This is a genomic window from Streptomyces endophyticus (assembly GCF_035798155.1).
Taxonomy (GTDB): Bacteria; Actinomycetota; Actinomycetes; order Streptomycetales; family Streptomycetaceae; genus Streptomyces; species Streptomyces endophyticus.
Window position 1 is genome coordinate 125,191 of sequence record NZ_JAOZYC010000013.1, and the last position, 22,392, is coordinate 147,582.

At 70.2% G+C, this 22,392-nt stretch carries 24 protein-coding genes; 11 read left to right on the forward strand and 13 right to left on the reverse strand.

The genetic code is table 11. From position 1 onward, the window contains the following. The first annotated feature begins 103 nt into the window (after window positions 1-103). Window positions 104-1,105 (forward strand): hypothetical protein, encoded by a 1,002-nt coding sequence (locus tag OKJ99_RS03910; protein WP_326014300.1) that lies wholly within the window; start codon window positions 104-106, stop codon window positions 1,103-1,105. A gap of 141 nt (window positions 1,106-1,246) precedes the next feature. Beyond that, on the forward strand, window positions 1,247-2,548 hold the full coding sequence (locus OKJ99_RS03915; RefSeq protein ID WP_326014301.1) for a hypothetical protein: 1,302 nt from the start codon (window positions 1,247-1,249) through the stop codon (window positions 2,546-2,548). A 350-nt stretch (window positions 2,549-2,898) separates the two neighbouring features. On the opposite strand, the gene cbiE is transcribed toward OKJ99_RS03915, so the two are convergent. The 7 genes from cbiE to OKJ99_RS03950 all read right to left on the reverse strand — a co-directional run bounded on the left by cbiE (window position 2,899) and on the right by OKJ99_RS03950 (window position 9,565). After that, a complete protein-coding gene (gene cbiE, locus OKJ99_RS03920) occupies window positions 2,899-4,113 on the reverse strand; it encodes a precorrin-6y C5,15-methyltransferase (decarboxylating) subunit CbiE (RefSeq protein ID WP_326014302.1) in 1,215 nt (404 codons plus the stop codon). 121 nt (window positions 4,114-4,234) lie between these two features. Continuing rightward, window positions 4,235-4,873: a GNAT family N-acetyltransferase gene (locus OKJ99_RS03925; RefSeq protein ID WP_326014303.1), complete on the reverse strand. Its 639-nt coding sequence runs from the start codon at window positions 4,871-4,873 to the stop codon at window positions 4,235-4,237. Between the two features lie 147 nt (window positions 4,874-5,020). Further along, window positions 5,021-5,839 carry a MetQ/NlpA family ABC transporter substrate-binding protein gene (locus OKJ99_RS03930; protein ID WP_326014304.1) on the reverse strand — a complete coding sequence of 273 codons (819 nt, stop codon included), beginning with the start codon at window positions 5,837-5,839 and terminating at the stop codon, window positions 5,021-5,023. Beyond that, on the reverse strand, window positions 5,839-6,669 hold the full coding sequence (locus tag OKJ99_RS03935) for a MetQ/NlpA family ABC transporter substrate-binding protein (protein WP_326014305.1): 831 nt from the start codon (window positions 6,667-6,669) through the stop codon (window positions 5,839-5,841). Before OKJ99_RS03935 ends, OKJ99_RS03930 begins: the two co-directional genes overlap by 1 nt. Before the next feature lie 57 nt (window positions 6,670-6,726). Further along, on the reverse strand, window positions 6,727-7,458 hold the full coding sequence (locus tag OKJ99_RS03940) for a methionine ABC transporter permease (RefSeq protein WP_326014306.1): 732 nt from the start codon (window positions 7,456-7,458) through the stop codon (window positions 6,727-6,729). Then, window positions 7,455-8,495 (reverse strand): methionine ABC transporter ATP-binding protein, encoded by a 1,041-nt coding sequence (locus OKJ99_RS03945; RefSeq protein WP_326014307.1) that lies wholly within the window; start codon window positions 8,493-8,495, stop codon window positions 7,455-7,457. Before OKJ99_RS03945 ends, OKJ99_RS03940 begins: the two co-directional genes overlap by 4 nt. 419 nt (window positions 8,496-8,914) lie before the next feature. Continuing rightward, on the reverse strand, window positions 8,915-9,565 hold the full coding sequence (locus OKJ99_RS03950; protein WP_326014308.1) for an HAD-IA family hydrolase: 651 nt from the start codon (window positions 9,563-9,565) through the stop codon (window positions 8,915-8,917). A gap of 71 nt (window positions 9,566-9,636) precedes the next feature. Between OKJ99_RS03950 and OKJ99_RS03955 the strand changes: the two genes are divergently transcribed. Together OKJ99_RS03955 and OKJ99_RS03960 are read left to right on the forward strand one after the other, a co-directional pair. Beyond that, window positions 9,637-9,996, forward strand: a complete 360-nt coding sequence (locus OKJ99_RS03955) for a hypothetical protein (RefSeq protein WP_267071092.1) — start codon at window positions 9,637-9,639, stop codon at window positions 9,994-9,996. Further along, complete coding sequence (locus OKJ99_RS03960) at window positions 9,977-10,453, forward strand: hypothetical protein (RefSeq protein ID WP_407700640.1); 477 nt, start codon at window positions 9,977-9,979, stop codon at window positions 10,451-10,453. Before OKJ99_RS03955 ends, OKJ99_RS03960 begins: the two co-directional genes overlap by 20 nt. A 3-nt stretch (window positions 10,454-10,456) precedes the next feature. Here OKJ99_RS03960 and OKJ99_RS03965 read toward each other — a convergent pair whose 3' ends face one another. The 3 genes from OKJ99_RS03965 to OKJ99_RS03975 all read right to left on the reverse strand — a co-directional run bounded on the left by OKJ99_RS03965 (window position 10,457) and on the right by OKJ99_RS03975 (window position 12,804). Continuing rightward, window positions 10,457-10,960 carry a GNAT family N-acetyltransferase gene (locus tag OKJ99_RS03965; protein WP_326014309.1) on the reverse strand — a complete coding sequence of 168 codons (504 nt, stop codon included), beginning with the start codon at window positions 10,958-10,960 and terminating at the stop codon, window positions 10,457-10,459. A 39-nt stretch (window positions 10,961-10,999) separates the two neighbouring features. Continuing rightward, window positions 11,000-11,518 (reverse strand): RNA polymerase sigma factor, encoded by a 519-nt coding sequence (locus tag OKJ99_RS03970; RefSeq protein ID WP_326014310.1) that lies wholly within the window; start codon window positions 11,516-11,518, stop codon window positions 11,000-11,002. A 74-nt stretch (window positions 11,519-11,592) separates the two neighbouring features. Next, a complete protein-coding gene (locus tag OKJ99_RS03975) occupies window positions 11,593-12,804 on the reverse strand; it encodes a glycerophosphodiester phosphodiesterase (protein ID WP_326014311.1) in 1,212 nt (403 codons plus the stop codon). 273 nt (window positions 12,805-13,077) lie between these two features. On the opposite strand from OKJ99_RS03975, the gene OKJ99_RS03980 reads away from it, so the two are divergent. After that, window positions 13,078-13,767 carry a lysophospholipid acyltransferase family protein gene (locus tag OKJ99_RS03980; RefSeq protein WP_326014312.1) on the forward strand — a complete coding sequence of 230 codons (690 nt, stop codon included), beginning with the start codon at window positions 13,078-13,080 and terminating at the stop codon, window positions 13,765-13,767. 135 nt (window positions 13,768-13,902) lie between these two features. Here OKJ99_RS03980 and OKJ99_RS03985 read toward each other — a convergent pair whose 3' ends face one another. Next, window positions 13,903-15,435 carry an MFS transporter gene (locus tag OKJ99_RS03985; protein ID WP_326014313.1) on the reverse strand — a complete coding sequence of 511 codons (1,533 nt, stop codon included), beginning with the start codon at window positions 15,433-15,435 and terminating at the stop codon, window positions 13,903-13,905. Continuing rightward, window positions 15,432-15,983 carry a TetR/AcrR family transcriptional regulator gene (locus OKJ99_RS03990; RefSeq protein ID WP_326014314.1) on the reverse strand — a complete coding sequence of 184 codons (552 nt, stop codon included), beginning with the start codon at window positions 15,981-15,983 and terminating at the stop codon, window positions 15,432-15,434. Before OKJ99_RS03990 ends, OKJ99_RS03985 begins: the two co-directional genes overlap by 4 nt. Before the next feature lie 121 nt (window positions 15,984-16,104). On the opposite strand from OKJ99_RS03990, the gene OKJ99_RS03995 reads away from it, so the two are divergent. Beyond that, a complete protein-coding gene (locus OKJ99_RS03995; protein ID WP_326014315.1) occupies window positions 16,105-16,374 on the forward strand; it encodes a hypothetical protein in 270 nt (89 codons plus the stop codon). 100 nt (window positions 16,375-16,474) lie between these two features. Here the strand turns inward: OKJ99_RS03995 and argH are convergent, their stop codons facing one another. Beyond that, a complete protein-coding gene (argH, locus tag OKJ99_RS04000; protein WP_326014316.1) occupies window positions 16,475-17,902 on the reverse strand; it encodes an argininosuccinate lyase in 1,428 nt (475 codons plus the stop codon). Between the two features lie 126 nt (window positions 17,903-18,028). Here argH and OKJ99_RS04005 point away from each other — a divergent pair, with 126 nt between their 5' ends. The 5 genes from OKJ99_RS04005 (at window position 18,029) to OKJ99_RS04025 (ending at window position 22,343) form a co-directional block, all read left to right on the forward strand. Next, window positions 18,029-18,616 (forward strand): pyridoxamine 5'-phosphate oxidase family protein, encoded by a 588-nt coding sequence (locus OKJ99_RS04005; protein ID WP_326014317.1) that lies wholly within the window; start codon window positions 18,029-18,031, stop codon window positions 18,614-18,616. A 3-nt stretch (window positions 18,617-18,619) separates the two neighbouring features. Beyond that, window positions 18,620-19,336: a L,D-transpeptidase family protein gene (locus OKJ99_RS04010; protein ID WP_326014318.1), complete on the forward strand. Its 717-nt coding sequence runs from the start codon at window positions 18,620-18,622 to the stop codon at window positions 19,334-19,336. A gap of 150 nt (window positions 19,337-19,486) precedes the next feature. Continuing rightward, on the forward strand, window positions 19,487-20,512 hold the full coding sequence (locus OKJ99_RS04015) for a bile acid:sodium symporter family protein (protein ID WP_326014319.1): 1,026 nt from the start codon (window positions 19,487-19,489) through the stop codon (window positions 20,510-20,512). A gap of 95 nt (window positions 20,513-20,607) precedes the next feature. Next, complete coding sequence (locus OKJ99_RS04020) at window positions 20,608-21,327, forward strand: GntR family transcriptional regulator (RefSeq protein WP_326014320.1); 720 nt, start codon at window positions 20,608-20,610, stop codon at window positions 21,325-21,327. After that, window positions 21,324-22,343 (forward strand): ADP-ribosylglycohydrolase family protein, encoded by a 1,020-nt coding sequence (locus OKJ99_RS04025; RefSeq protein ID WP_326014321.1) that lies wholly within the window; start codon window positions 21,324-21,326, stop codon window positions 22,341-22,343. Before OKJ99_RS04020 ends, OKJ99_RS04025 begins: the two co-directional genes overlap by 4 nt. Window positions 22,344-22,392 lie beyond the last annotated feature (49 nt).

The window sequence follows — 22,392 nt, forward strand, 5'->3', positions numbered from 1 at the left end:
CGGCGGATTCGGGGCCCGGGGCACCCCACTGCGCGACGTTCTCGGGGGCGACCGACTCGTCGCCCACGGGCGCCTGTTCGGCGGACTGCTGGTTGGCCATGGCGTGCGGATCCTGCGGGTCGATAACGGCCTGGGGGGCGGCGAGGTCCGGCTGACCGGGGGCGAAGTGCGGGTCAGCTGCGGCCTGCTGGTCGGCGTGAGCCGGGTGGTCGGCGGTGGACGGCTGACCGGCAGCGGCCTGCTGGTCGGCGGTAGCCAGGTGGTCGGCGGTGGACTGCTGGTCGGCAGCGGCCTGGCGGTCGCCAGCGGCCTGCTGGTCGCCTGCGGCTTGATGAGCGGCGGCGTCTACGTAGTCGCCAGCGGCTCGCTGGTCAGCCGCGACCTGCTGGTCGGCTGCGGCTGCGTGATCGCCTGCGGCTTGATGGGCGGCGATGCCTACGTAGTCGCCAGCGGCTTGCTGACCGGCAGCGGCCTGCTGGTCGGCGAATTCTGCGTGATCGCCATCGACTTGCGGGGCGGCAGTGGCCTGCTGGCCACCCACGGGCTGCTGCCCGGCAGCGGCCTGTCTGTCGGCCACACCTGCGTGATCGCCGGCGGCCTGCTGGTCACCAACGGGCTGCTGCCCGGCAGCGGCCTGTCTGTCGGCCGCGCCTGTGTGGTCGCCTGCGGGCTGCTGCCCGACGGCGGCTGCGTGGTCGCCTGCGGCTTGCGGTTCGGCAGTGGCCGGCTGGCCGCCCACGGGCTGCTGCTCGGCAGCGGCCTGGAGGTCGGCCACACCTGCGTGGTCGCCTGCGGGCTGCTGACCAGCAACGGCTGCGTGATCGCCAGCGGCCTGCTGGCCAGCAACAGTATTCAGGTCGGCATCGCCTGCCTGGTCGCCAGCGGTCTGCTGGTCGACGGTGGCCTGCTGGTCGACGGTGGCCTGCTGCCCCGCAGCGGCATGCTGCCCCGCAGCGGCATGCTGCCCCGCAGCGGCATGCTGCCCCGCAGCGGCATGCTGCCCGGCGGCGGCATGCTGGTCCGCTGCGCCTACACGGTCGCCTGCCGCCTGCTGCCCGGCAGCGGCAGCGTGATCGCCAACGGCTTGCGGCTCGGCAGCGGCTGACTGACCGCCCACGGGCTGCTGCCCAGCAGCGGCCTGGAGGTCGGCCACACCTGCGGGGTCGCCACCGGCCTGCTGGCCAGCAACAGCATTCAGGTCGGCATCGCCTGCCTGGTCGGCGGTGGCCTGCTGTCCAGCAGCGGCATGCTGCCCGGCAGCGGCAGCGTGATCGCCAACGGCTTGCGGTTCGGCGGCGGCCTGCTGGCCGCCCACGGGCTGCTGACCGGCAGCGGCCTGTCGGTCGGCCGCGTCTGCGTCGTCGCCTGCGGGCTGCTGGTCGGCAGTGGCCTGGAGGTCGGCCACGCCTTGCGGGTCGCCGAGGACTTGCTGGTCGTGCCGGGCCGCGGTGTCCTGCTGGTCGACCGCGCCCGACGTGTCGGGAACAGGCTGCTCGCCGACAGCGGTCTGCTGCTCCACCGTGCCCAGTCGACCCGCCACACCTTCCTGGCCGGCGCCGGACTCCTGCGAGGTCGCGGCCTGCCGACCCGCGCCGAACTCCTGCGCGGTAGCGCCCTGTGGGCCCCCCACACTCTGCTGGTCGGCCGCGACCCGACGGCGGCTCACGCTCTGCCGACCGGCGCCGGCCTTCCGCGGGGCAGCACCCTCCTGCCCGGCCGCGGCGTACTGCTCGTCGACGCCGAGTTGCTGCTGAGCGGAGTCCTGCGCGCCCTCCGGGGACTGCTCCTCCGGGAGTGGTGGGACCACCATCGGCTGCGGCGGGGTCGGCGCCAGGTGCGGGGTCGTGGGGATGATGCCGTCCACCGGGACGAACTGGCCGAGGGTCTGGTTCGCGGCGGGCTGCTGGGCGTATCCGTGCGCCGCGTAGTCCGGCTGCTGCGGGTGGTCGTAGCCGCCCTGGCCGTGCTCGTGCGCGGCGTACGGGGCCTGGCCCGCGTACGCGCCGACCTGGGCGAACTCCTGGGCGTGCGCGGGCGTTTCGGGCTGCGCGTACTGCGGAGCGACCGTTTCTGCGGGGGCCGGCGCCTGCTGCGCCTGGGCCGGCTGCCACGGGGCGGCGCCCTGCGGCGGGATGTCCAGGTACTCCGGGCCGGTGGTGGGCGGGCCCGACTGGCGGGTCGGCATCGGGGCCTGCTGGGCGGGGCCGCGGTCGGCGAGCGAGCGAACAGGGCTGCCGTTGGTGTCGGGAACGGCCGGTCCCATGTGCAGCGGACGACGGGGCTGGGCCTGGGCCTGGGCGTACTGCTGGCCCTGCCCCTGGCTGTGGCTCTGGTCCGTGGGCTGCGCCTGCGGCTGCCCCCAGGCGCCCTGCGAACCGGGCATCAGAAGGATCTCGTCGTCCTCGGCCGTGGCGTCGGAGGGATCGAGGTAGGTGTACGCGCCGGGTGCGGGAACGCCCGGCGGCTCCGCCGTACCTGCGTCCTCCGGCAGCCCTTCGCCCGGAACCTGACCGGTGTCGGTCATGCCTACCCCTCGCCCATCGAATGAGAACTTCCTGGCCGCCCCCGGCCGTCCGCCGGAACTGCGAGCGCCTTCACGCTTGACTGTTTCGCCGTCCGGGGCGACACGTCGACCGCCCGTCAACAAGAACGAGCGCACGCGCCGCGCGGCACGAACCGCTCCGGACAACAGGCATTGTCCCGGTCGGACCGCGGCCACGGAACGTAGTTCGACCATGGCCTTCTGTGGACTGCGCCACGTTGCGCATCCTCCGGTCGCTGCCGTACCACACGCACCTCAAAAGTGGTGCGTTTTCGGGACATTGGCGTACGAAGAACCGAACGTCCCGGTGCGGTACAACGATCGGCCAGCCTACCGCGCGCGGCGCGCCGCCCGGCTCACGGGTGGCGGACGGGGAGGCGCCCGGAGAGGAGGAACCCCACGGTCCGCTCCTTCTCCGTCCAGGCACGAGTGTCCAGTTCGACGGATTGCAGGAGGGCGCACTCGACGTCGTATCCGTGCTCCGTCAGGTCCCTGCCGATGAGTTCGGCGTCGTCGCGTGTCGCGGCGTGCGTGACGATGCGGGCGGGGCGCCGGTCCGCGACGGCCGACACGACGGCCGCTCCCCCGCCCCCGACGCGGACGACGTCGGGCTCCGGGAGGTCTTCGAGGTCGTGCGGGGCGGTGCCGTTCACGATCTGGACCTGGACGCCGAAGCGCCGGGCGACGGCGAGGGTGCGGGCGCAGGCGTCGGCGTCCCGGTCGACGGCGATGACGGCCGCACCGAACCGCCCGGCCTCCGCGGTGAACGCTCCGCTGCCGCAGCCGATGTCCCACACGAGGTCGCCCGCGCGCGGCCCCAGGCGGGCCAGTTGGGCGGCGCGCAGCAGTTCGGTCTCGCCCTCGCCGAACGGTCCCGCGTACTCGTGCGCGGGCAGGGCCCAGCCGCGCGGTCCCGCGTCGGGGTCGCCGCCGGCCAGCCAGCCCCCGTTCTCCGAGGCGCCGGTGACCGGGCCTCCGATGACGATGACGACATTGGGGTCGCGCCACGCGTGGTCGGCGGCCTTGTCGGAGGTGACGACGGTGACCTGTTCGCGGTCGGTGCCGAGCTCCTCGCAGATGACGAAGGTGCGGTGGACGCCCTCCAGCAACAGGCCCAGTTCGGCGGGCCCGGCGCCCGGTGAGGTGAGGACGGCGACCTTGGTGTGGGCGCGGCACACATTCACCGCGCGTCGCAGGGTGCGACGGTGTGCGACGACCACCTGCGCGTCGTCCCATGGCATGCCCGCTCGGGCGAACGCCTGGGCGACCGAGGACACGGCGGGCACGACCTCGACCTCAAGGCCGTACTGGGGCGCGCGCAGGGTGCGTACGACGCCGAAGAAGCCGGGGTCGCCGTCCGCGAGCACGACGGCGGTGCCGCGGTGGCCTGCGATGCGGCGGGCGGCGAGGGCCACGCTGCCGAGCCGGACGCGCTCGGCGCGCTCGGGCACTTCGCGCAGCGCCAGGTGGTGCGCGGCGCCCGCCACGAGCGTGGCCGCACCGAGTGCTGAGCGGGCCGCTTCCGTCAGCGGCGAACCGTCCCAGCCGATCACCGTGACCCGGTCGGCCATCGTCGTCAGTCTCCAGGGTGTGCTCGGGTACGTACGTGCCCATGCGGCACGGAGGTCAAGGGTGCCGCCGGGGTCGGGGCACCGTGAGCGTACCTGCCCGGCCTGTCGACCGCCCGTGAGGTCAGTTCCAGTCCGAGAAGGAGGTGAAACCCCCGGCCTCCGCCAGTTGCTCGGTGACGCCCTCCAGGTCCTCGGGCAGCAGGCTCCACACGATGAAGTCCGTGCGGGCCTCGGCGAGGCCGCCGTCCTCGGTGCGCGTACGCGCTATGCACGCGTTGCGCAGGACGCCCTCGCTGATGCAGCCGATCTTCTGGGCGACCTGCTGGGCCGCGGTGTTGTCGGCGGCGGTGCGCAGTTCGATGCGCTCCAGGCGCTGGTCGCGGAAGAGCCACTGGGCCGTGGCGAGCGCGGCCTCGGAGGCGTAGCCCTCACCGCGTGCCCAGGGGGCGACGATGTACGAGAGCTCGGTGGACCGCACGTGCCAGTCGGTGTTGGTGAGCCGGACGGTGCCGACGAGCCGCTGGGTGAGGAACTCGGTGACGGCGAGGTCGAGTCCGGCGCCGCGCGCCCGCCGCCTCGGCACGTCCTCGGCGATCCAGCGGCGGGCACCCTCCTCCGTGAACGGCTGCGGCACCGACGTCCAGGCGGTGACCAGCTCGTCGTTCATCATCTCCGTGAGCGCGGGTACGTCGTCCTCGTCGAGCGGACGCAGCACCAAGCGCTCCGTACTGATGGAGATCCTGGGGAAGGTGTTCGTCATGCGCCGCTCCGTAACCTTCGTTGGCCTTCTACCTTCGCGTCGGGCCTCGTGAACTGCCCAGCATGCAGCATGAAGGCACGTAACTGCACATGGGGGCCGCCCCTGTTGCCAGGAACGGCCCCCATGGAAGGGCGTGCAGCGGGTCCCTCAGACGGGGAGCACCGAACCCTTGTACTTGGTCTCGATGAACTTCTTGACCTCGGGTGAAGTCAGCAGCTTCGCCAGCTTCTTGACCCGCGGGTCGTCCTCTTCGCCCTTCTTGACGGCGAGGATGTTGTTGTACGGGTTGTCCTTGACGGACTCCAGAAGGATGGCGTCCTTCTTCGGGTTCAGTCCCGCGTCCATCGCGAAGTTGTTGTTGACGGCGGCCACATCGACATCGTCCAACGAGCGCGGCAGCTGGGCCGCTTCGAGCTCCTTGAACTTGAGCCCCTTGGGGTTCTTCGCGACGTCCTTGGGCGTCGCGTTCAGACCGGCGCCCTTCTTGAGCCCGATCACGCCCTGGGAGGCGAGGAGTTCGAGCGCCCTGCCCTCGTTGGTGATGTCGTTCGGCAGCGCGACGGTCGCCCCGGCGCGCAGCTTCGTGACGTCCTTCGTCTTCTTGGAGTAGAAGCCGAGCGGCGGCAGATAGATCTGGGTGACCGGCGCGAGCGTCGTGCCCTTGGACTTGTTGAAGTCCTTCAGGTACGGCGTGTGCTGGAACAGGTTGGCGTCGAGGTCGCCCTGCTGGAGCGCGGTGTTCGGCAGGACGTAGTCCGTGAACTCCTTGATCTCCAGGTCGAGTCCGGCCTTCTTCGCCAGGTTCTTCTGTACGTACGTGAGGACTTCGCCGGCCGGGGTCGGGGTGGCCCCGACGACCAGCTTCTCGCTCGCGTCCGCCTTGTCTGAACCGCAGGCCGTGAGGCCGAGGACGAGTGCCCCGGCGATCACGGCGGCGGGAATCGTGGACTTCAAGGAAATGGACATCAGAAGGAGGGGAGCACCGAGCCCTTGTACTTGTCCTCGATGAACTTCTTCACCTCGGGCGACGTCAGGAGCTTCGCGAGCTTCTTGATGCGCGGGTCGTCCTGGTTGCCGTCCTTGATGGCGAGCACGTTGTTGTACTCGTTGTTCTTCGTGGACTCCAGGGCGAGGGCGTCCTTGGCGGGGCTGAGGTCCGCACCGATGGCGTAGTTGCCGTTGATCACCGCGGCGTCGACGTCCTTGAGGGAGCGCGGGGTCTGCGCCGCCTCGACCTCCTTGAACTGGAGGTCCTTCGGGTTCTTCGCGATGTCCTGCGGGGTCGCGGCGGACTCCGAGCCCTTCTTGAGGGTGATCAGGTCATTGGCGGCGAGGAAGCGCAGCGCGCGGCTCTCGTTGTCGGCGTCGTTCGGGAGGGCGACGGTGCCGCCCTTCTTGAGCCCTTCGAGCTTCTTGGCCTTCTGCGAGTAGAGGCCGAGCGGCTCCAGGTGGACGGTGGCGACCGACTTGAGGTGCGTGCCGTTCTTCTTGTTGAAGTCTTCCAGGTAGGGCGTCGTCTGGAAGTAGTTGGCGTCGACCGAACCGTCCTCGGTGGCGTTGTTCGGCGTGACGTAGTCGGTGAACTCCTTGACCTCGAGCTTGAGGCCTTCCTTCTTCGCCAGGTCCTTCTTGATGAAGTTGAGGATCTCGGCGTGCGGGACGGGAGTCGCGGCGACGACCAACGGGTCGGAGGCCTTGGCCTTGGTGTCGGCCTTGTCGGAGCCGCAGGCGGTCAGACCCAGGGTGAGGGCGCCGGTGGCGAGGACAGCTGCGGTGATCTTGGTGGTGTTACGCACGAAAAGTGCCTTTCCATCAGTGGTGCAACCCGCCGGACAGGACGGGGAGAACGGGATTCAGCCGGACTTGGTGGCGGTCACGGCCGTACGGCCGGCGAAGAGGTTGAAGCGGATCGGGTCGCCGCCCTTGCCCGCGCGGCGGTGCAGGACCCGGGCGCCGCTGTCGCCCGCGAACTGGATGAGCGAGATGACGACGGCGAGGATCGCCACCGTGATCCACATCAGGTTGGCCTCGAAGCGCTGGTAGCCGTAGCGGATCGCGATGTCACCGAGGCCGCCCGCGCCGACCGTGCCGGCCATGGCCGAGTAGCCGATGAGCGCGACGATCGTCGTGGTGGTCGCCGAGATCAGCGAGGGCAGCGACTCCGGCACGAGGACCTTGCGTACGACGGTCCAGGTGTTGCCGCCCATCGACTGCACGGCCTCGATCAGGCCGCCGTCGACCTCGCGTACGGACGTCTCGACGAGCCGCGCGAAGAACGGGATGGCGCCGATGGCGAGCGGCACGATGGCGGCCTCGCGGCCGATGGTGGTGCCGACGACCGCGCGCGTGAAGCCCATGAGGGCGACCATCAGGATGATGAAGGGCATCGAGCGGACGATGTTCACGACCTGCCCGATGACCTTGTTCACGAACGCGTTCTGCAGCAGTCCGCCGCGGTCCGTGAGGACGAGCAGCACACCGAGCGGCAGGCCGACGACGATCGCGATCAGCGTGGACCAGCCGACCATGTAGAAGGTGTCCCAACACGCCTGGGACAGCAGGGGCTGCATCTCCGACCAGGTCACTTGGTGACACCTTCCTTCTGCAGAGCGGCGGGCGCGGCGCCCTGGACGTCGACCTGGAGGCCCTGTTCGCGCAGGAAGCCGATCGGTACGACGTTGTCGTCGTAGCGGCCGGGCAGTTCGATGCGCATGCGGCCGACCTGCTTGCCCGCGACGGTGTCCATCGCGGCGCCGAGGATCGAGATGTCGACGTTGTAGGTGCGGGAGAGCTGCGAGATGACCGGCTGGGTCGTCGACTCGCCGTGGAAGGTGACGTCGATGACGGTGCGGTCGTCGCCGGAGGCCTCGCCGCTGACCGGGAAGAGCGCGGAGGCGAGCTCGGAGCCGGGCGTCGCGAGGAGCTCGCTGACGGTGCCGGACTCGACGATCCGCCCGCGCTCCATGAGGGCGGCGGAGTCGCAGACGGTCTTGACGACGTCCATCTCGTGCGTGATGAGCAGCACGGTCAGGCCGAGCTGCCGGTTGAGGTCGCGCAGCAGCTGGAGGATCGAGCGGGTGGTCTCCGGGTCGAGGGCGCTGGTCGCCTCGTCGGAGAGCAGCACCTTCGGGTCGCCTGCGAGCGCACGGGCGATGCCGACGCGCTGCTTCTGACCGCCGGAGAGCTGGGCCGGGTAGGACTTGGCCTTGTCGGCGAGGCCGACCAGGTCGAGCAGTTCCAGCGCCTTGGTGGAACGTTCCTTCCCCGACTTACCGAGGATTTCGAGCGGCAGCTCGATGTTGTCCTGCACGGTCCGCGAGGACAGCAGGTTGAAGTGCTGGAAGACCATGCCGATACGGCTGCGCGCCTCGCGCAGTTCCTTGCCTGCGCGCGAGCCGCGGCCGACGAGGGCGGTGAGGTCCTGTCCCGCGACGGTCACGGTGCCGGAGGTCGGACGCTCCAGCAGGTTCACGCAGCGGATCAGCGAGGACTTGCCGGCGCCGGACTGTCCGATGACGCCGTACACCTCGCCTTCGCGCACGTGCAGATCGACGCCGTCGAGGGCGGTGACCTCTCGGCCGCGCGAGCGGTAGACCTTGGTGAGGCCCTTGGTGGTGATCACGTGGGTTTCCGTAGCTGTCGAGTGCGCGGCACGGGTGGCGCCGGGCACGGGGCATTCGGTCGGGAACTTGGCTTGAGTTTCCGGGCGCGCGACAGGTCTCACAGAGGTGGATGAACCGGTGAGGAGAGGCTGTGCGCGGGGCAGACCCGGTCACGTAGGCGAATGGTTTCTCCCTGCGGAGTCACTCCCTACGGAACAGGGCGCGCGGGTCTCGCTTCGGGGCGCGAGAACAGGCGTGATGGGGGCCCTCAGAAGGCGCACATTCGACACATACAAGCAGCACCGGGCGTCATGGTCGCCTCGGTCGCAAGGGTGCGGCTGCTCGTCGTGGTCATGTCGGCAAGTAAAGCAGACGTGAGGACGCGAGCGGCCCCCGCCGTCCGGTATTCGGACAGCGGGGGCCGCTCGTTCAAGGAGGGTCAGACGGCGGCGGTGATCTCCACACCCGCGTCCGTGACCTGCGCGGACACCGCGGAGAGATCCTTCACCACGACGTCCGCGGAGAGCTCGTCCGCCTCGTGCGTTGTGGTCAACGCCACGGTCTTCATGCCGCCGACGCGGCCCGCGGTGAGACCGGCCGGGGCGTCCTCGAAGACGACGCAGCGCTCCGGGTCCACGCCCAGCTTCCCGGCGGCGAGCAGGAACGGCTCGGGGTTGGGCTTGCCGTGCGTGATGTCGTCGGCGGCGATGAGCAGCGGCGTCCTGATGCCGACCGCGGCGAGCCTGGCCTCGGCCAGACGACGGGTGGCGGAGGTGACGACGGCCCAGTTCTCGTCGGGCAGCGAGGTGAGCAGGTCGAGCGTGCCGGGCAGGACGTGGGTGCCGCCGTTCGGCACGTCCTCGACCTCCAGCTCCTCGATGCGCTTCACGGCGTCCGCGACCTTCTCGGCGGGCAGCAGGTCGGCGGCGATTTCGGCGGCGGGGCGGCCGTGCAGTTCGACGGCGGCGAAGGCCTCGGCGGTGATCCCGTACTCCTCGGCCCAGCGGGTCCAGCAGCGGTACACCGACTCCATCGACGAGAGCAGGGTTCCGTCGTTGTCGAACAGCAGGGCGTCAGCGGTGATCTTCATGGTTCCCGAGGGTACGGGCCATGACGGGGTCGAGCGCATCGGGTCTTTTGGCCCGTAATAGGCTCACGGCCATGCTTGATGTCCTGACCCTGGTGACGGGTCTCGCCGCGCTGGCGCTCGCGGCCTGGTGCGGTTTCGCCGCGTATCGCGACCAGCCGACCAAGGACTGGCACTTCATCGGCATGGCCGTGGTGTCGGTGCTCGCGCTGGCGCAGCTGGTGGTCGGGATCGTGCAGCTCGCGCGGGGCGAGAAGCCGGACCAGGGCACGACGATCTTCGTCGCGTATCTGATCGGGGCGTTCGCGTGTGTTCCGGCGGCGGGCTTCATGTCGCTTGCCGAGCGCACCCGCTGGGGTTCGGTGACGGTCGCCGCGGGCGGCGTGGTGCTCGCCGTTCTCGAGGTGCGGCTCTTTGACATCTGGGGAGGCTGAGGTGGCTGTGACCGCTGAGAAGAAGGACACCGCGAAGGACGAGCAGAAGCGGAGCCGCCTCATCAGCGGGCCCGGCATGCTTCTCGTGTGGCTCTACGGCGTGATGGTCGTCGGGGCCGTGTCGCGCTCGGCGGTGCAGATCTCCACCGAGTTCGACAAGGCGCCGCTGGCGTACTCGCTGTCGGCGGTGGCGGGGCTCGTGTACGCCTTCATCACGTACTCGCTGGTGCGCGGCGGGGACACGGCGCGGCGGGCCGCGTTCGTGTGCTGCGCCCTGGAGTTGGCGGGTGTGCTGATCGTCGGTACGTGGACGCTGGTGGAGCCGTCCGCGTTCCCGGACGCGACCGTGTGGTCGGACTTCGGCGTGGGCTATCTGTTCATCCCGGTGCTGCTGCCGCTGAGCGCGATGTACTGGCTGCGCAAGGGTGTGCTGCAGCGGCAGCAGCCGGAGAGCTGACCCTCAGGCGCTCGCCGCGAACGCGTTCGCCTCGGTGTCCTTGGCGAGCGTCACCAACGTGAGGCGCTCGTCGACCCGCTGCGTCGACACGGGCTCGTAGCCGTGCTGGCGGTACAGGCGCAGATTGTGGTCGCTGCGATGGCCGGTGAACAGCTGGAAGCGCTTGGTCGTGCCCGCCGAACCCAGCTCGGCCTCCACGGCGGTGAGCAGTCGGCCGCCCAGGCCGTGCCGCTGCATGCGCGGGTGGGTGATCAGCTTGTTGATGTGCGCCGTGCCGTCGGCGTCGATCGTGCCGCGCACGGAGGCCACCACCTCGTCGCCGAGGCGCGCCACGAGCACGGTGCCGCTGTCGAGTTCGGCCCTGATCGAGGCCAGGGACTGTGTGAGCGGTTCGATCGAGTAGTCCCCGTAGAGCTGCGCCTCGCTCTGGTAGCAGAGGTACTGCAACTTCAGGATCTGCTCGGCATCCGCTTCGGTCGCCGCAGAGATGGTCACGCTCATGCCCATGTGTGCATGCCTCCCGCTCACCTGTTCGCCGGTTGTCCTTCACCCTTTTCCCCGACGGACCGTGAGCGCAACCTCGGAGGGCAGGATTCTGCGCAGGCAACCCAGACATCTGGAACGTTCCGGCCCAAGGCTGCCCTGTGAGATACCCAACTCACCCGCGATCTCACGGTAAGTGAGGTCTTGCGGGGACAGCAGCGCACCGATGAGGCGCGGGCAGCGCCCTGGCAGCCGGCGCACCGCACTGCGCAGCGCCTGGTCGCGTTCCTGGGTGAGCGCGCGGCATTCGGGGTCGGCGGCGTCCCGGTCGGCGGCGGGCCGCAGGCCGTACGGCAGCTCGCGCAGTGCCGTACTCCGCTGGAGGCGGGCCTCGGCGCGGACCGCCTCGCGGAGCCAGGCGGCCGGGTCGTCCGGTGGACCGTGGGTGCCGAGGCGTTCCAGGAGGCGGACCCAGACGGCCTGTTCGAGGTCGCCCGGGTCGCCGGTAACGCCCGGGAGTTCGGCACGGACCTCGGCCGCGAGGAGGGGACGCAGGGGCTCGATCACGGTGTCGTACGTCATGTACGGCGGGACGGGGCCGCCCCGGCGGCCGGTTGCCGGGGCGGCCGGGTCTCACTCCAACCGGCGGGCGGAGGTCACCCGTTGACGAAGTCCTCGCGGGCGAGGAGCGCCGTGTCGCAGTTGTCCGAGAAGATGCCGTCGATGCCGGTCCCGTAGTACGCCTTGAAGGCGCCGAACGCGTCGCCGTAGGCGTTGGGGTCGGTGCCCTTCTTGAAGTCGGCCGGCAGGAAGGTGTTCTCGTTGCGCATCGTGTAGGGGTGCAGGATGAGGCCCGCCTTGTGCGCGTCCCCGACCAGGGTCGTGGGCGCCAGCAGCTTGCCGTTCGCGTCCTTCGGGATGATCAGGTCGAGGGTCGGGCCGATGCCGTTCGCGTACGTCGCGATCTCCGCGAGCCCCTTGGGCGTGATCAGGTCGGCGACGGTGCGCGGGTCGCCGGTGTCCACGAAGTCGTACGGGCGCGACTTCGCCGTGGACAGGAGGACGGCCAGCGGGTTGTCGACCAGCTTGTTCATGCGCTGGATGCTCGTCGGCTCGAAGGACTGGATGATGACGGGCGAGTTCTTCCGGTGCAGTCCGTGGGCGCGCAGCACCTTGGCGACGCGCTCCTCCAGGCCGAGGTTCTGCTTGCGGAAGTACGTGGGGTGCTTGAGCTCCGGGTAGATCCAGACCTCGCGGCCGAGCTTCTTGCTCTGCTGGGCGCGCCAGCGCAGGACCTCCTCGAAGGTGGGGATCTCCCAACGGCCGTCGTAGAGGGTGTTGTGCTGGCGGGTGCCGGGGATGCGCTCCTTGGCCCGCAGCGTCTTCAGCTCGGCGAGCGTGAAGTCCTCGGTGAACCAGCCGGTGGTGGCCACCCCGTCGAGGCTCTTCGTCGTCTTGCGGCCGGCGAACTCGGGGTGGTCCGACACATTGGTCGTGCCGCCGATTTCCGGCTCGTGACGGCATACGAGATGCCCGTCCTTGGTCGGGCATAGGTCGCCCGCCTCGATGATGTGCGCGCCCATGTCGAGCGCCAGCTGGTACGAGCCGAGGGTGTGCTCCGGCCGGTAGCCACTGGTGCCGCGGTGCGCGATGACCGTGGGCACAGGGAGGCCCGCGAGACCCTTGTTCATGTTATTCGCGCCACTTTCTCTCTCGGCGGCTCTCGCCGTTCCGGCCGCCCCGAGTGCCGTGGCTCCCGCGCCGAGGACCGCGGCGCCGAGCAGTGAGCGCCGGCCGAGTGCCGCGATGCCCCGTGGCTGCTGCGCACCCTGCGTGGCCTGTGACTTCTCGTTCCCCTTGTTCCCCATGAAGCACTCCTCCCACCAAGTACTGCCTTGCACCTGTCAAAGCGAGACCGATCGTAGGGGTGGGGAAGTGACGAGTGGGAGACCCTGGAAGGAACGTCCAGGTGATGCGGCATGGCGTCCAGGCGTTGCCCGCACATCAACGGGGCGCAAACTTCGGTCAACTCCACGTATCCAGTCGGTGAACCCGATGTGCAACGGGTACTCGTCCGCGAGTATCGTCCTCACCTGCACAGACTCCTCAGTCCAAACCAGGTGTTCACCACCACTCATTCCTTGACATCGGAGGGCTCGTTGTCCCGCTTCGCGCTCATCAAGGCAGTGCTCGGTCCGATCATGCGCCTGATGTTCCGCCTACGTGTGGAAGGCGCAGAGAAGATCCCGGGGAACGGTCCCGTCATTCTGGCGGGCAACCACCTGACGTTCATCGACTCGATGCTGCTGCCGCTCGTCTGTGACCGGCAGGTCTTCTTCATCGGCAAGGACGAGTACGTCACCGGCAAGTCCCTCAAGGGCCGCCTCATGGCGTGGTTCTTCATCGGGGTCGGCATGATCCCGGTCGACCGCGACGGGGCCAACGGCGGAGTGGCGGCGCTGATGACCGGCCGCCGCATCCTGGAGGAGGGCAATATCTTCGGGATCTACCCCGAGGGCACGCGCTCCCCCGACGGACGCCTGTACCGCGGCCGGACCGGTATCGCCCGTCTGACGTTGATGACGGGTGCGCCCGTCGTCCCCTTCGCCATGATCGGCACGGACAAGTTGCAGCCCGGGGGTGCGGGGATTCCGCGTCCGGGCAAGGTGACCGTGCGCTTCGGCGAGCCGATGGAGTTCTCGCGCTACGACGGGATGGGGCGCGACCGGTACGTGCTGCGGGCCGTGACGGATTCCGTGATGACCGAGGTCATGCGGCTGTCCGGCCAGGAGTACGTGGACATGTACGCCTCGAAGGCGAAGGCGGCGTAGCCGCTCTTACGGGTGTGTGGGCCCGGTTCACCGATTCATTCCGGTGAACCGGGTCTTTTGCTGCGGTGCCGTCCTCCGCTCACGGGGCTCCGCCCCGGACCCCGCTGCTCAAACGCCGCAGAGGCTTGAAATGCGTTACTGCTCCAGGCGTTGGCCGCGGAGGAGGAACCAGGCCGCCACCGACGTCGCCAGCAGCACCACCGCGCCGATGCCCGCCGCCAGCTGGAGGCCGTCCACGAAGGCCGACTGCGCACCGGCGAGGAGCGCGTCTCCCTGCGCGGCCGGCAGGCCGGACGCCGCCTCGACCGCCCCGCCGAGCGAGTCGTGCGCCGCCACCGCGACGTCCTCCGGCGTGCCCGCCGGAACCGTGAACCCCGAGTAGACGCCGGTCACGATCGAGCCGAGCAGCGCGATACCGAGCGCCGTACCGAGTTCGTACGCCGTCTCGGACACCGCCGACGCCGCGCCCGCCTGCTCCTTGGGCACGCTGGAGAGGATCACGTCGGCCGTCACCGTGAACGAGAAGCCCGCGCCGACGCCGACGACGAGCAGCACCACGCCCAACAGCGGGTATCCGGTCGACTGGCTCAGCGTGGTGAGCGCGGCGAGGGCCAGGCCCACCGCCGCGAGCCCGCCCGCGACCACGGAACGTACCGAGAAGCGGCGCGCCACCGTACCGGCGATCAGGCCGGCCACCACCGCCCCCACTGCCGCAGGGAGTTCGGCGAGCCCCGCTTCGAACGGCGAACGCCCCTGCACCAGTTGCAGGAACTGCGACAGGAAGAAGACCAGGCCCGCGAGGCCGAGAATGGTCAGGAGGTCGGCGAGTACCGCGCCCGAGAAGCCGCGGTTGCGGAACAGGTGCATGTTCAACAGAGGTGCCTGGAGCGTGAGTTGGCGGCGTACGAACCACACGAGCGCCGCCACGCCGAGCACCGCCGACGCCCCCACGCCGAGGCCGAACCCGTGCGCCGCCGCCTCCTTCACCGCGTAGACGACACCGATCATGCCGACGAGGGACAGCACCACGCTCAGCACGTCCCACGGACCCGGCACCGGGTTCTTCGACTCGGGGATGAGCTTCGCGCCGACGACCACCAGGATCGCCATCACGGGCAGGTTGATCAGGAAGACCGAGCCCCACCAGAAGTGCTCCAGCAGGAATCCACCGACGACAGGACCGACCGCCGCACCCGCCGAGGCCATGGCACCCCAGATGCCGATGGCCAGCGAACGCTCGCGCGGGTCGTGGAAGATGTTGCGGATCAGGGCCAGCGTGGAGGGCATCAGGGTCGCGCCCGCGACGCCCAGCAGGGCGCGCGCCAGGATCATCAGTTCGGGCGTCGTCGCGTACGCGTTGAGCACCGAGACCGCGCCGAACGCGACCGCTCCCACAAGGAGCAGCTTCTTGCGGCCGATGCGGTCGCCGAGGCTGCCCATCGAGACGAGCAGTCCCGCGATGACGAACGAGTAGACGTCGCCGATCCAGAGCAGCTGGGTGCCGGAGGGCTTCAGGTCCTCGCTGATGTACGGGGTCGCGAGGCCGAGGACGGTCGCGTCGACGGCGACGAGCAGCACGGCCAGCACGAGGACGGAGAGGGCGAGCCACCGCGCGGGACGGGACGCCACCACCTCCGCCGCAGGGGTGCGCTGTGATGTGCCGGTCATGGTTCCACTCTCCGTAGTGCGCCGCCGAGCAGCAGCTCGACGATCATGAATTGGAAGTCCTTGGCCGCGACGCGGCCGTCCTGTACCGCCCAGGCGCCGCTGCCGATGAGGCCGTAGAGCGCCTCGGTCAGCCAGGCGGGTGTCAGGTCGATCCGGAACTCGCCCGCTTCCTGGCCGCGCCGGAAGAGCGCTTCGATGCGGGCGTCCAGACGGGCCCAGCCCTCGTTCTGCTGCTCGCCCTCGAAGAGCTGGTTCTCCGTGACGAGGAAGGCGAGCAGGGGCGCCGAGGGTTCGAGTTCGCGGATGAGGCCGCGCAGCGCGTCCGCGGACCGGCCCTCGTCGAGCCGGGCCCGGTCGAGCGCCGATTCGCACTCGGCGAGGCCGAGTTCCTCCAGCGCGCGGACCAGCGCGTCCCGGCCCGCGAACTGGCGGTGCAGGGTCGCACGGCTGATGCCGGCGGCCCGCGCCACCTCGTCCATGGTGGCAGTGGACCTGCGGGTCAGCAGGGCGGCGGCGCTGTGCAGTACCTGAGCGCGATCGACTGGCATGAGACGAGAGTACCTCAGATGAGACATAAATGTCTCACGCGCAATCCGGTCGCCTCCGGTGGCCGCGCCCCTCACGCAGTGTTACGACTGTCGGGACGTCCGACTCTCGGGAGGTACCGGCATGGGGTGCTGCATCTTCGCGGCGATGGCCGCCATCGGCCCACGCGTGGCCCTGGTGATCACGTGGCTGTTCACCAACCTTGTGGACCGCGCCTTCAACGGCGTTCTGCTGCCGCTCATCGGCCTGATCCTGCTTCCGTGGACGACCCTGGGCTACGTCATCGCGTACGCGCCCGTGGTCGGCGTCGGCGGGATCGGCTGGATCGTGATCGTCTTCGGTCTGCTGCTCGACCTGTCGAGCTACGGAGGCGGCGCGCGGGCACGCCGCTGACACTCCCGCCCCCACACCGACGTACGTAGTACCTACGCACGCCGAAGGGCCCGGTTCGTCCACGGATGGACGAACCGGGCCCTTGTCGGTACCCGCGGGCCTACTTCTTCGCGTCGGCCCAGGTGCGCTGCACCGTCAGGTCCTGCTTGATCTCGGCGAGCTGGACGGCGACCGCGCTCGGCGCCGTGCCACCGCGGCCCGAGCGGGAGGCCAGGGCGCCCGGAACGTTGAGCACCGTGCGCACCTCGGGTGTGAGGTGCTCGGAGATCTTGGCGAACTGCTCGTCGGTGAGGCCGTCGAGCTCCTTGCCCTCCGCCTCGGCGACCTTGACGCACTCACCCGCGACATCGTGCGCGACACGGAACGGCACGCCCTGCTTCACGAGCCACTCGGCGATGTCCGTGGCGAGCGAGAAGCCGGCCGGGGCCAGCTCCTCCATGCGCTCCCGGTTGACCGTGAGCGTCGCCATCATGCCGGTGAACGCCGGGAGCAGCAGCCGCAGTTGGTCGCAGGAGTCGAAGACCGGCTCCTTGTCCTCCTGGAGGTCACGGTTGTACGCGAGCGGGAGCGCCTTGAGCGTCGCCATCAGGCCCGTGAGGTTGCCGATGAGGCGGCCCGACTTGCCGCGCGCCAGCTCCGCGATGTCCGGGTTCTTCTTCTGCGGCATGATCGACGAGCCGGTGGAGAAGGCGTCGTGGAGCGTGACGAAGGAGAACTCCTTCGTGTTCCACAGGATGATCTCCTCGGCGATCCGCGAGAGGTTCACGCCGATCATCGCGGTGATGAAGGTGAACTCGGCGACGAAGTCACGGGAGGCCGTGCCGTCGATGGAGTTGGCGGAGCTGCCGTGCTCGAAGCCGAGGTCCCGCGCCACCGCCTCCGGGTCGAGGCCGAGGCTGCTGCCCGCCAGGGCGCCGGAGCCGTACGGCGATACCGCCGTCCGCTCGTCCCACTGGCGCAGCCGCTCCGCGTCCCGGGACAGGGACTGGACGTGCGCCAGGACGTGGTGCGCGAAGAGCACCGGCTGGGCGTGCTGGAGGTGCGTACGACCGGGCATCGCGGTGTCCGGGTGCGCCTCCGCGAGGCCGACGAGGGCCTCCTGGAGGTCGGCGATCAGGCCGCCGATGGCCCGCGCCTCGTCGCGCAGGTACATCCGGAAGAGCGTCGCCACCTGGTCGTTGCGCGAGCGGCCCGCGCGCAGCTTGCCGCCGAGGTCCGGGCCGAGGCGCTCAAGGAGGCCGCGCTCAAGAGCCGTGTGCACGTCCTCGTCGGCGATCGTGCCGACGAAGGAGCCGTCCGCGACGTCCGTCTCCAGCTGGTCGAGGCCGGCGGTCATGCGGGTCAGCTCGTCCTCGGTGAGCAGTCCCGCCTTGTTGAGCACGCGCGCGTGGGCACGGGAGCCCGCGATGTCGTACGGGGCGAGGCGCCAGTCGAAGTGGACGGAGGCGGAGAGTTTCGCCAGGGCCTCGGCCGGGCCGTCGGCGAACCGGCCGCCCCAGAGGCGGACATCGCCGGTGTTGCTGCTCACGTGCTCTGCTCCTCGGGCCGGTGGATCTGAATGCCGGTGCGTTTGTCGTTGTGCATGATTATGCAGGGTCATGCATGATTCGTCAATCACTCCCCCCGGGCCGCCCCTTCCGGGCATCATCCCGGTATGGGAAAAAGTCATGAACGCATAGACGGGCGGCTGCGCACGTTCATCGAGGACCAGCCGATCTTCTTCACCGCCACGGCGCCGCTCTCCGACGACGGGACGGTCAACCTCTCCCCCAAGGGCCTCAAGGGCTCCTTCGCCGTGCTCGACGAACGGACCGTCGCCTACCTGGACTTCGCCGGTTCCAACGCGGAGACCATCGCCCACCTGCGTGAGAACGGCCGGATCACGCTGATGTGGTGCGCGTTCCAGGGTCCGCCGAACATCGTCCGGGTGCACGGCCGCGGCGAGCCCGTGTTCCGCGACGACCCCCGCTTCACCGAGCTGATCGGCCACTTCCCCGACATCGACCCGACCCGCAACGGCCTGCGCGCGATCATCGTCGTGCACGCCGAACACATCCGCGACACCTGCGGCTACGCCGTGCCCTTCATGACGTACGACGAGGACCGCGACCTGCACGGCAAGCGCTTCGCGCGCGAGGACGACGCGGGGCTCGACGCGTACTTCCAGAAGAAGGAGTACATCGCGAAGAGCCTGGACGGACTGCCCGGGCTGCCATTGCCGCTGCCGCCCGCTACGTTCTGACCCATGCGTCCACTTCGAGCAGGTATCGCCACCGCCGTCGCCGCCTGCGCCGCCCTCGGGGCGGCCCCCTCCCCCGCCGCGTCCGCCGCCGACCCGCTGCCCGCCCGCATGGCGGACACGGGCGGCGGCCGCCAGCTGATCACCGCGGAGGCGCCCCGTACGTCCTCCACCACCGGCACCGTCACCTGGTGGGACCGGGGCGCCAACGGGCGTTGGGTGAAGGCCGGTTCGGCGCCCGCGCGGTTCGGGGCGAAGGGGCTCGTGGCGGGGAGCAAGCGCAAGCAGAGCACCAACACGACGCCGACCGGCCTCTACGACCTGCCCTTCGCGTTCGGCGTCAAGGCGGCGCCCGAGGGGACCACGACGACGTACCGGCGCGTGCACCGCGACTCCTGGTGGTGCCAGGACAACGCGTCCCGCTCGTACAACCGCTGGACCGAGCCGCGCCCCCGCGACTGCCGCGCCGCCGAGTCCGAGCACCTCGCCGACTACGCGACGCAGTACGCGCACGCGCTCGTGGTCGGCTTCAACTACCACCGCCCCGTGCACGGCCGCGGAGCCGGAATCTTCCTGCACGTCAACGGGCGCGGGGCCACGGCCGGCTGCGTGTCCGTGCCGAAGGACGCCATGCGCCGGATCCTGACCTGGGTGCGCCCCGAGCGGTCCCCGCACATCGCGATCGGGACGGCGGGCGGGGCGACGTCCCTGACCAAGTACTGAAACCACTGGGTACCGAATCACTGGGTTCCGAATCACTGGGTACCGATACGTATACGGATATGGGTGCGTATGCGGTTACCGGCTCTCGTGTAGGGACCACATAACGAGACGGGGTTGCGTGGATTCGCCGCCGAGGCGTTGCATCGCCCGGTGCGAAGCGAATCCGAACAGACGTCCCCCGACTCTCCCGCAGCGGAGACCGCCACCGAGGCCACGGCCGAGGCACCGACCGAGAACGGGGCCACCGACCGCGCCGCCCGGCTCGCGGTCACCGTCTTCCCCGTGCTCGTCCTCGTCGCGGGCGCCTGGGGGCTCGCCTCCCCCGGCACGTTCACCGGCTGGGGCACCAACGTGCCCTACCTGCTGGGCGTCGTGATGTTCTGCATGGGTCTCACCATGACCCTCACGGACTTCAAGGGTGTCGCGCAGCGGCCGTGGGCCGTGGGGCTCGGGCTCGTCGCGCACTACGTGATCATGCCGGGGCTCGGCTGGGCGATCGCCCACGCGCTGGGCCTGTCCCCGCAGTTGGCGGCCGGTGTCATCCTCGTGGGCTGCGCGCCCAGCGGTACCGCGTCCAACGTCGTGACGTATCTGGCGCGCGGCGACGTCGCCCTTTCGGTGTCCGTGGCGACCGTCTCCACGGTGCTCGCGCCGCTGATCACGCCGCCGCTGACGCTGCTGCTCGCGGGCGCGTACCTGCCGGTGGACGCGGGTTCGATGATGACGGACATCCTGAAGACCGTGCTGCTCCCGGTGATCGCGGGCCTGGTCGTGCGTCTCGTGCTCGGCCGGTACGTCGACCGGCTGCTCAAGGTCCTCCCGTGGCTGTCCGCCCTGACCATCGCCGTGATCGTGGCCGTGGTGGTGGCGGGCAGCGCCGACGCCATCAAGTCGGCCGCCGCGCTCGTCCTGGTCGCCGTCGTGCTGCACAACGGTCTCGGCCTCGCGCTCGGCTACGGCGCCGGAAAGCTCGGCCGACTGGGCAAGCCCGCGTCGCGCGCCATGGCCTTCGAGGTCGGCATGCAGAACTCGGGCCTCGCCGCCTCCCTGGCCACGGCCCACTTCAGCCCGCTGGCCGCGCTGCCCGCCGCCGTGTTCTCGGTCTGGCACAACGTGTCGGGCGCCCTGGTCGCGGCGTGGATGTCGTACCGGGCGCGGGCCGCCGAGAAGGAGTAGGTTCCGCACTCCCCCGCGCACACGCTCAGGAAGCCGGCCGAGTCGACACTGGACAGGTGTAGACAGGTCGGCTTCTTCAGATCTACCCTCTAGACATGCCTGGACAGGTTCACAAGCACCATCGCGTCGCCCGCGTCCTCGCCGAGGAGATCCGCACCGGTGTGCACGCCGACGGCAGCAAGCTGCCCGGTGAGCACGCGCTCCGGGAGCGGTTCGGGGTCAGCCGGACGACCGTGCGGCAGGCCCTCGGCCTCTTGGGCGAGCAGGGCCTCATCGAGACGCACGCCGGGATCGGCTCGATCGTCACGTTCGACGGTGCCCCGCTCGACCAGCATCTCGGCTGGACCAGGGCGCTGGCCGCACAGGGCACCGAGCTGACGACGCAGACCTTGCGCTTCGAGCGGATACGGGATGCGGCGCTCGCCGCCGAACTCGGTCTGGAATCGGACGAGTTCATCGCCCTCGATCGCGTCCGCCGGCAGCCCGACGGGCAGGGCGTCTCGCTGGAGTTCAGCCGGGTGCCCGCCGTCGGGCCGCTGGCCGATCTGGTCGAGCGCGGCCTCGACGGAGGCTCCCTGGACCAGACGCTCGCCGCGGCGGGCCGGGTCCGCGACTCCGGTGACGCGCACATCGCCGTAGCCGGACTCGACGACGGCGACGCAGCGACCCTGCACCGCTCCCCCGGCGAGTCCTTCCTCCGTGTCGCCCAGGTGTTCCGCGACGCGGACGGGGGCGTGGTCGAGCAGGTCACGAGCCTGCTCGACCCCTCCCGGTTCCAACTGCACATACGTACAGGCCGAGGAGGCCAACCGTGAGTACCACCCCCGATTCCGCTCTCTTCGACCGCGCTGCCGGAGCCTTCTACGGACTCGCGCTCGGCGACGCGCTCGGCATGCCGACCCAGGTCATGTCGCGCGAGGACGTCGTACGCGTCTACGGCACGCTGAGCGGCTTCGAGCCCGCACAGCCGGACAACCCGGTCAGTGCCGGAATGCCCGCCGGGTCCGTCACGGACGACACCGACCAGGCCGTCATCGTGGCGCGGCTGATCGTGGAGGGCGGCGGGCACGTCGACCCGCTGCGGTTCGCCGGGGAACTCCTGTCCTGGGAGCGGGAGATGAAGGCCAAGGGATCGTTCGATCTGCTCGGCCCGTCGACCAAGGCGGCGCTCGACGCCGTGGACCGGGGCGCCGACCCCGCGGAGGCCGGAAAGTACGGCACCACGAACGGGTCCGCGATGCGGGTCACCCCGGTCGGCATCGCCTACTCCTACGACGCTGCCGACAGCGCGGCCTTCCTGGACCGGGTCGTCGAGTCCTGCCAGGTCACGCACGACACGAACATCGGTATCGCGGGCGCGGCCGCCGTCGCCGCGGCCGTCTCCACCGGCATCGCGGGCGGCACCCTCGACGACGTCTTCGACGCCGCGATCGCCGCCTCCGCGGCCGGTGCGCGGCGTGGTCACTGGATCGCGGGCGCCAGCATCTCGGCGCGGATCGCCTCGGTGCGCGAGCTGATCGCGGGCCTCGACGAGGCCGCGGCGCTCGACCGTGTCGTCGCGCTCATCGGCACCAGCGTCGCCAGCCAGGAGTCGGTCCCCGCGGCGTTCGCGGTGCTCGCGCTGGCCGGCGCCGACCCGTGGCGGGCCACGCTCCTCGCGGCGAACCTCGGCGGCGACAGCGACACGATCGCCGCGATGGCCGGCGCGATCGCCGGTTCCCTGCACGGCCTCACCGCCCTCCCCGCCGACGCCGTACGCACGCTGCGCGAGGTGAACGGCCTCGACCTGGAGCCGCTGACCAGGCAGTTGCTCACCTACCGAACCAACTGACCCCACCGAACCAACTGATCCAACTGATCCAACTGATCCAGCCGCTGAC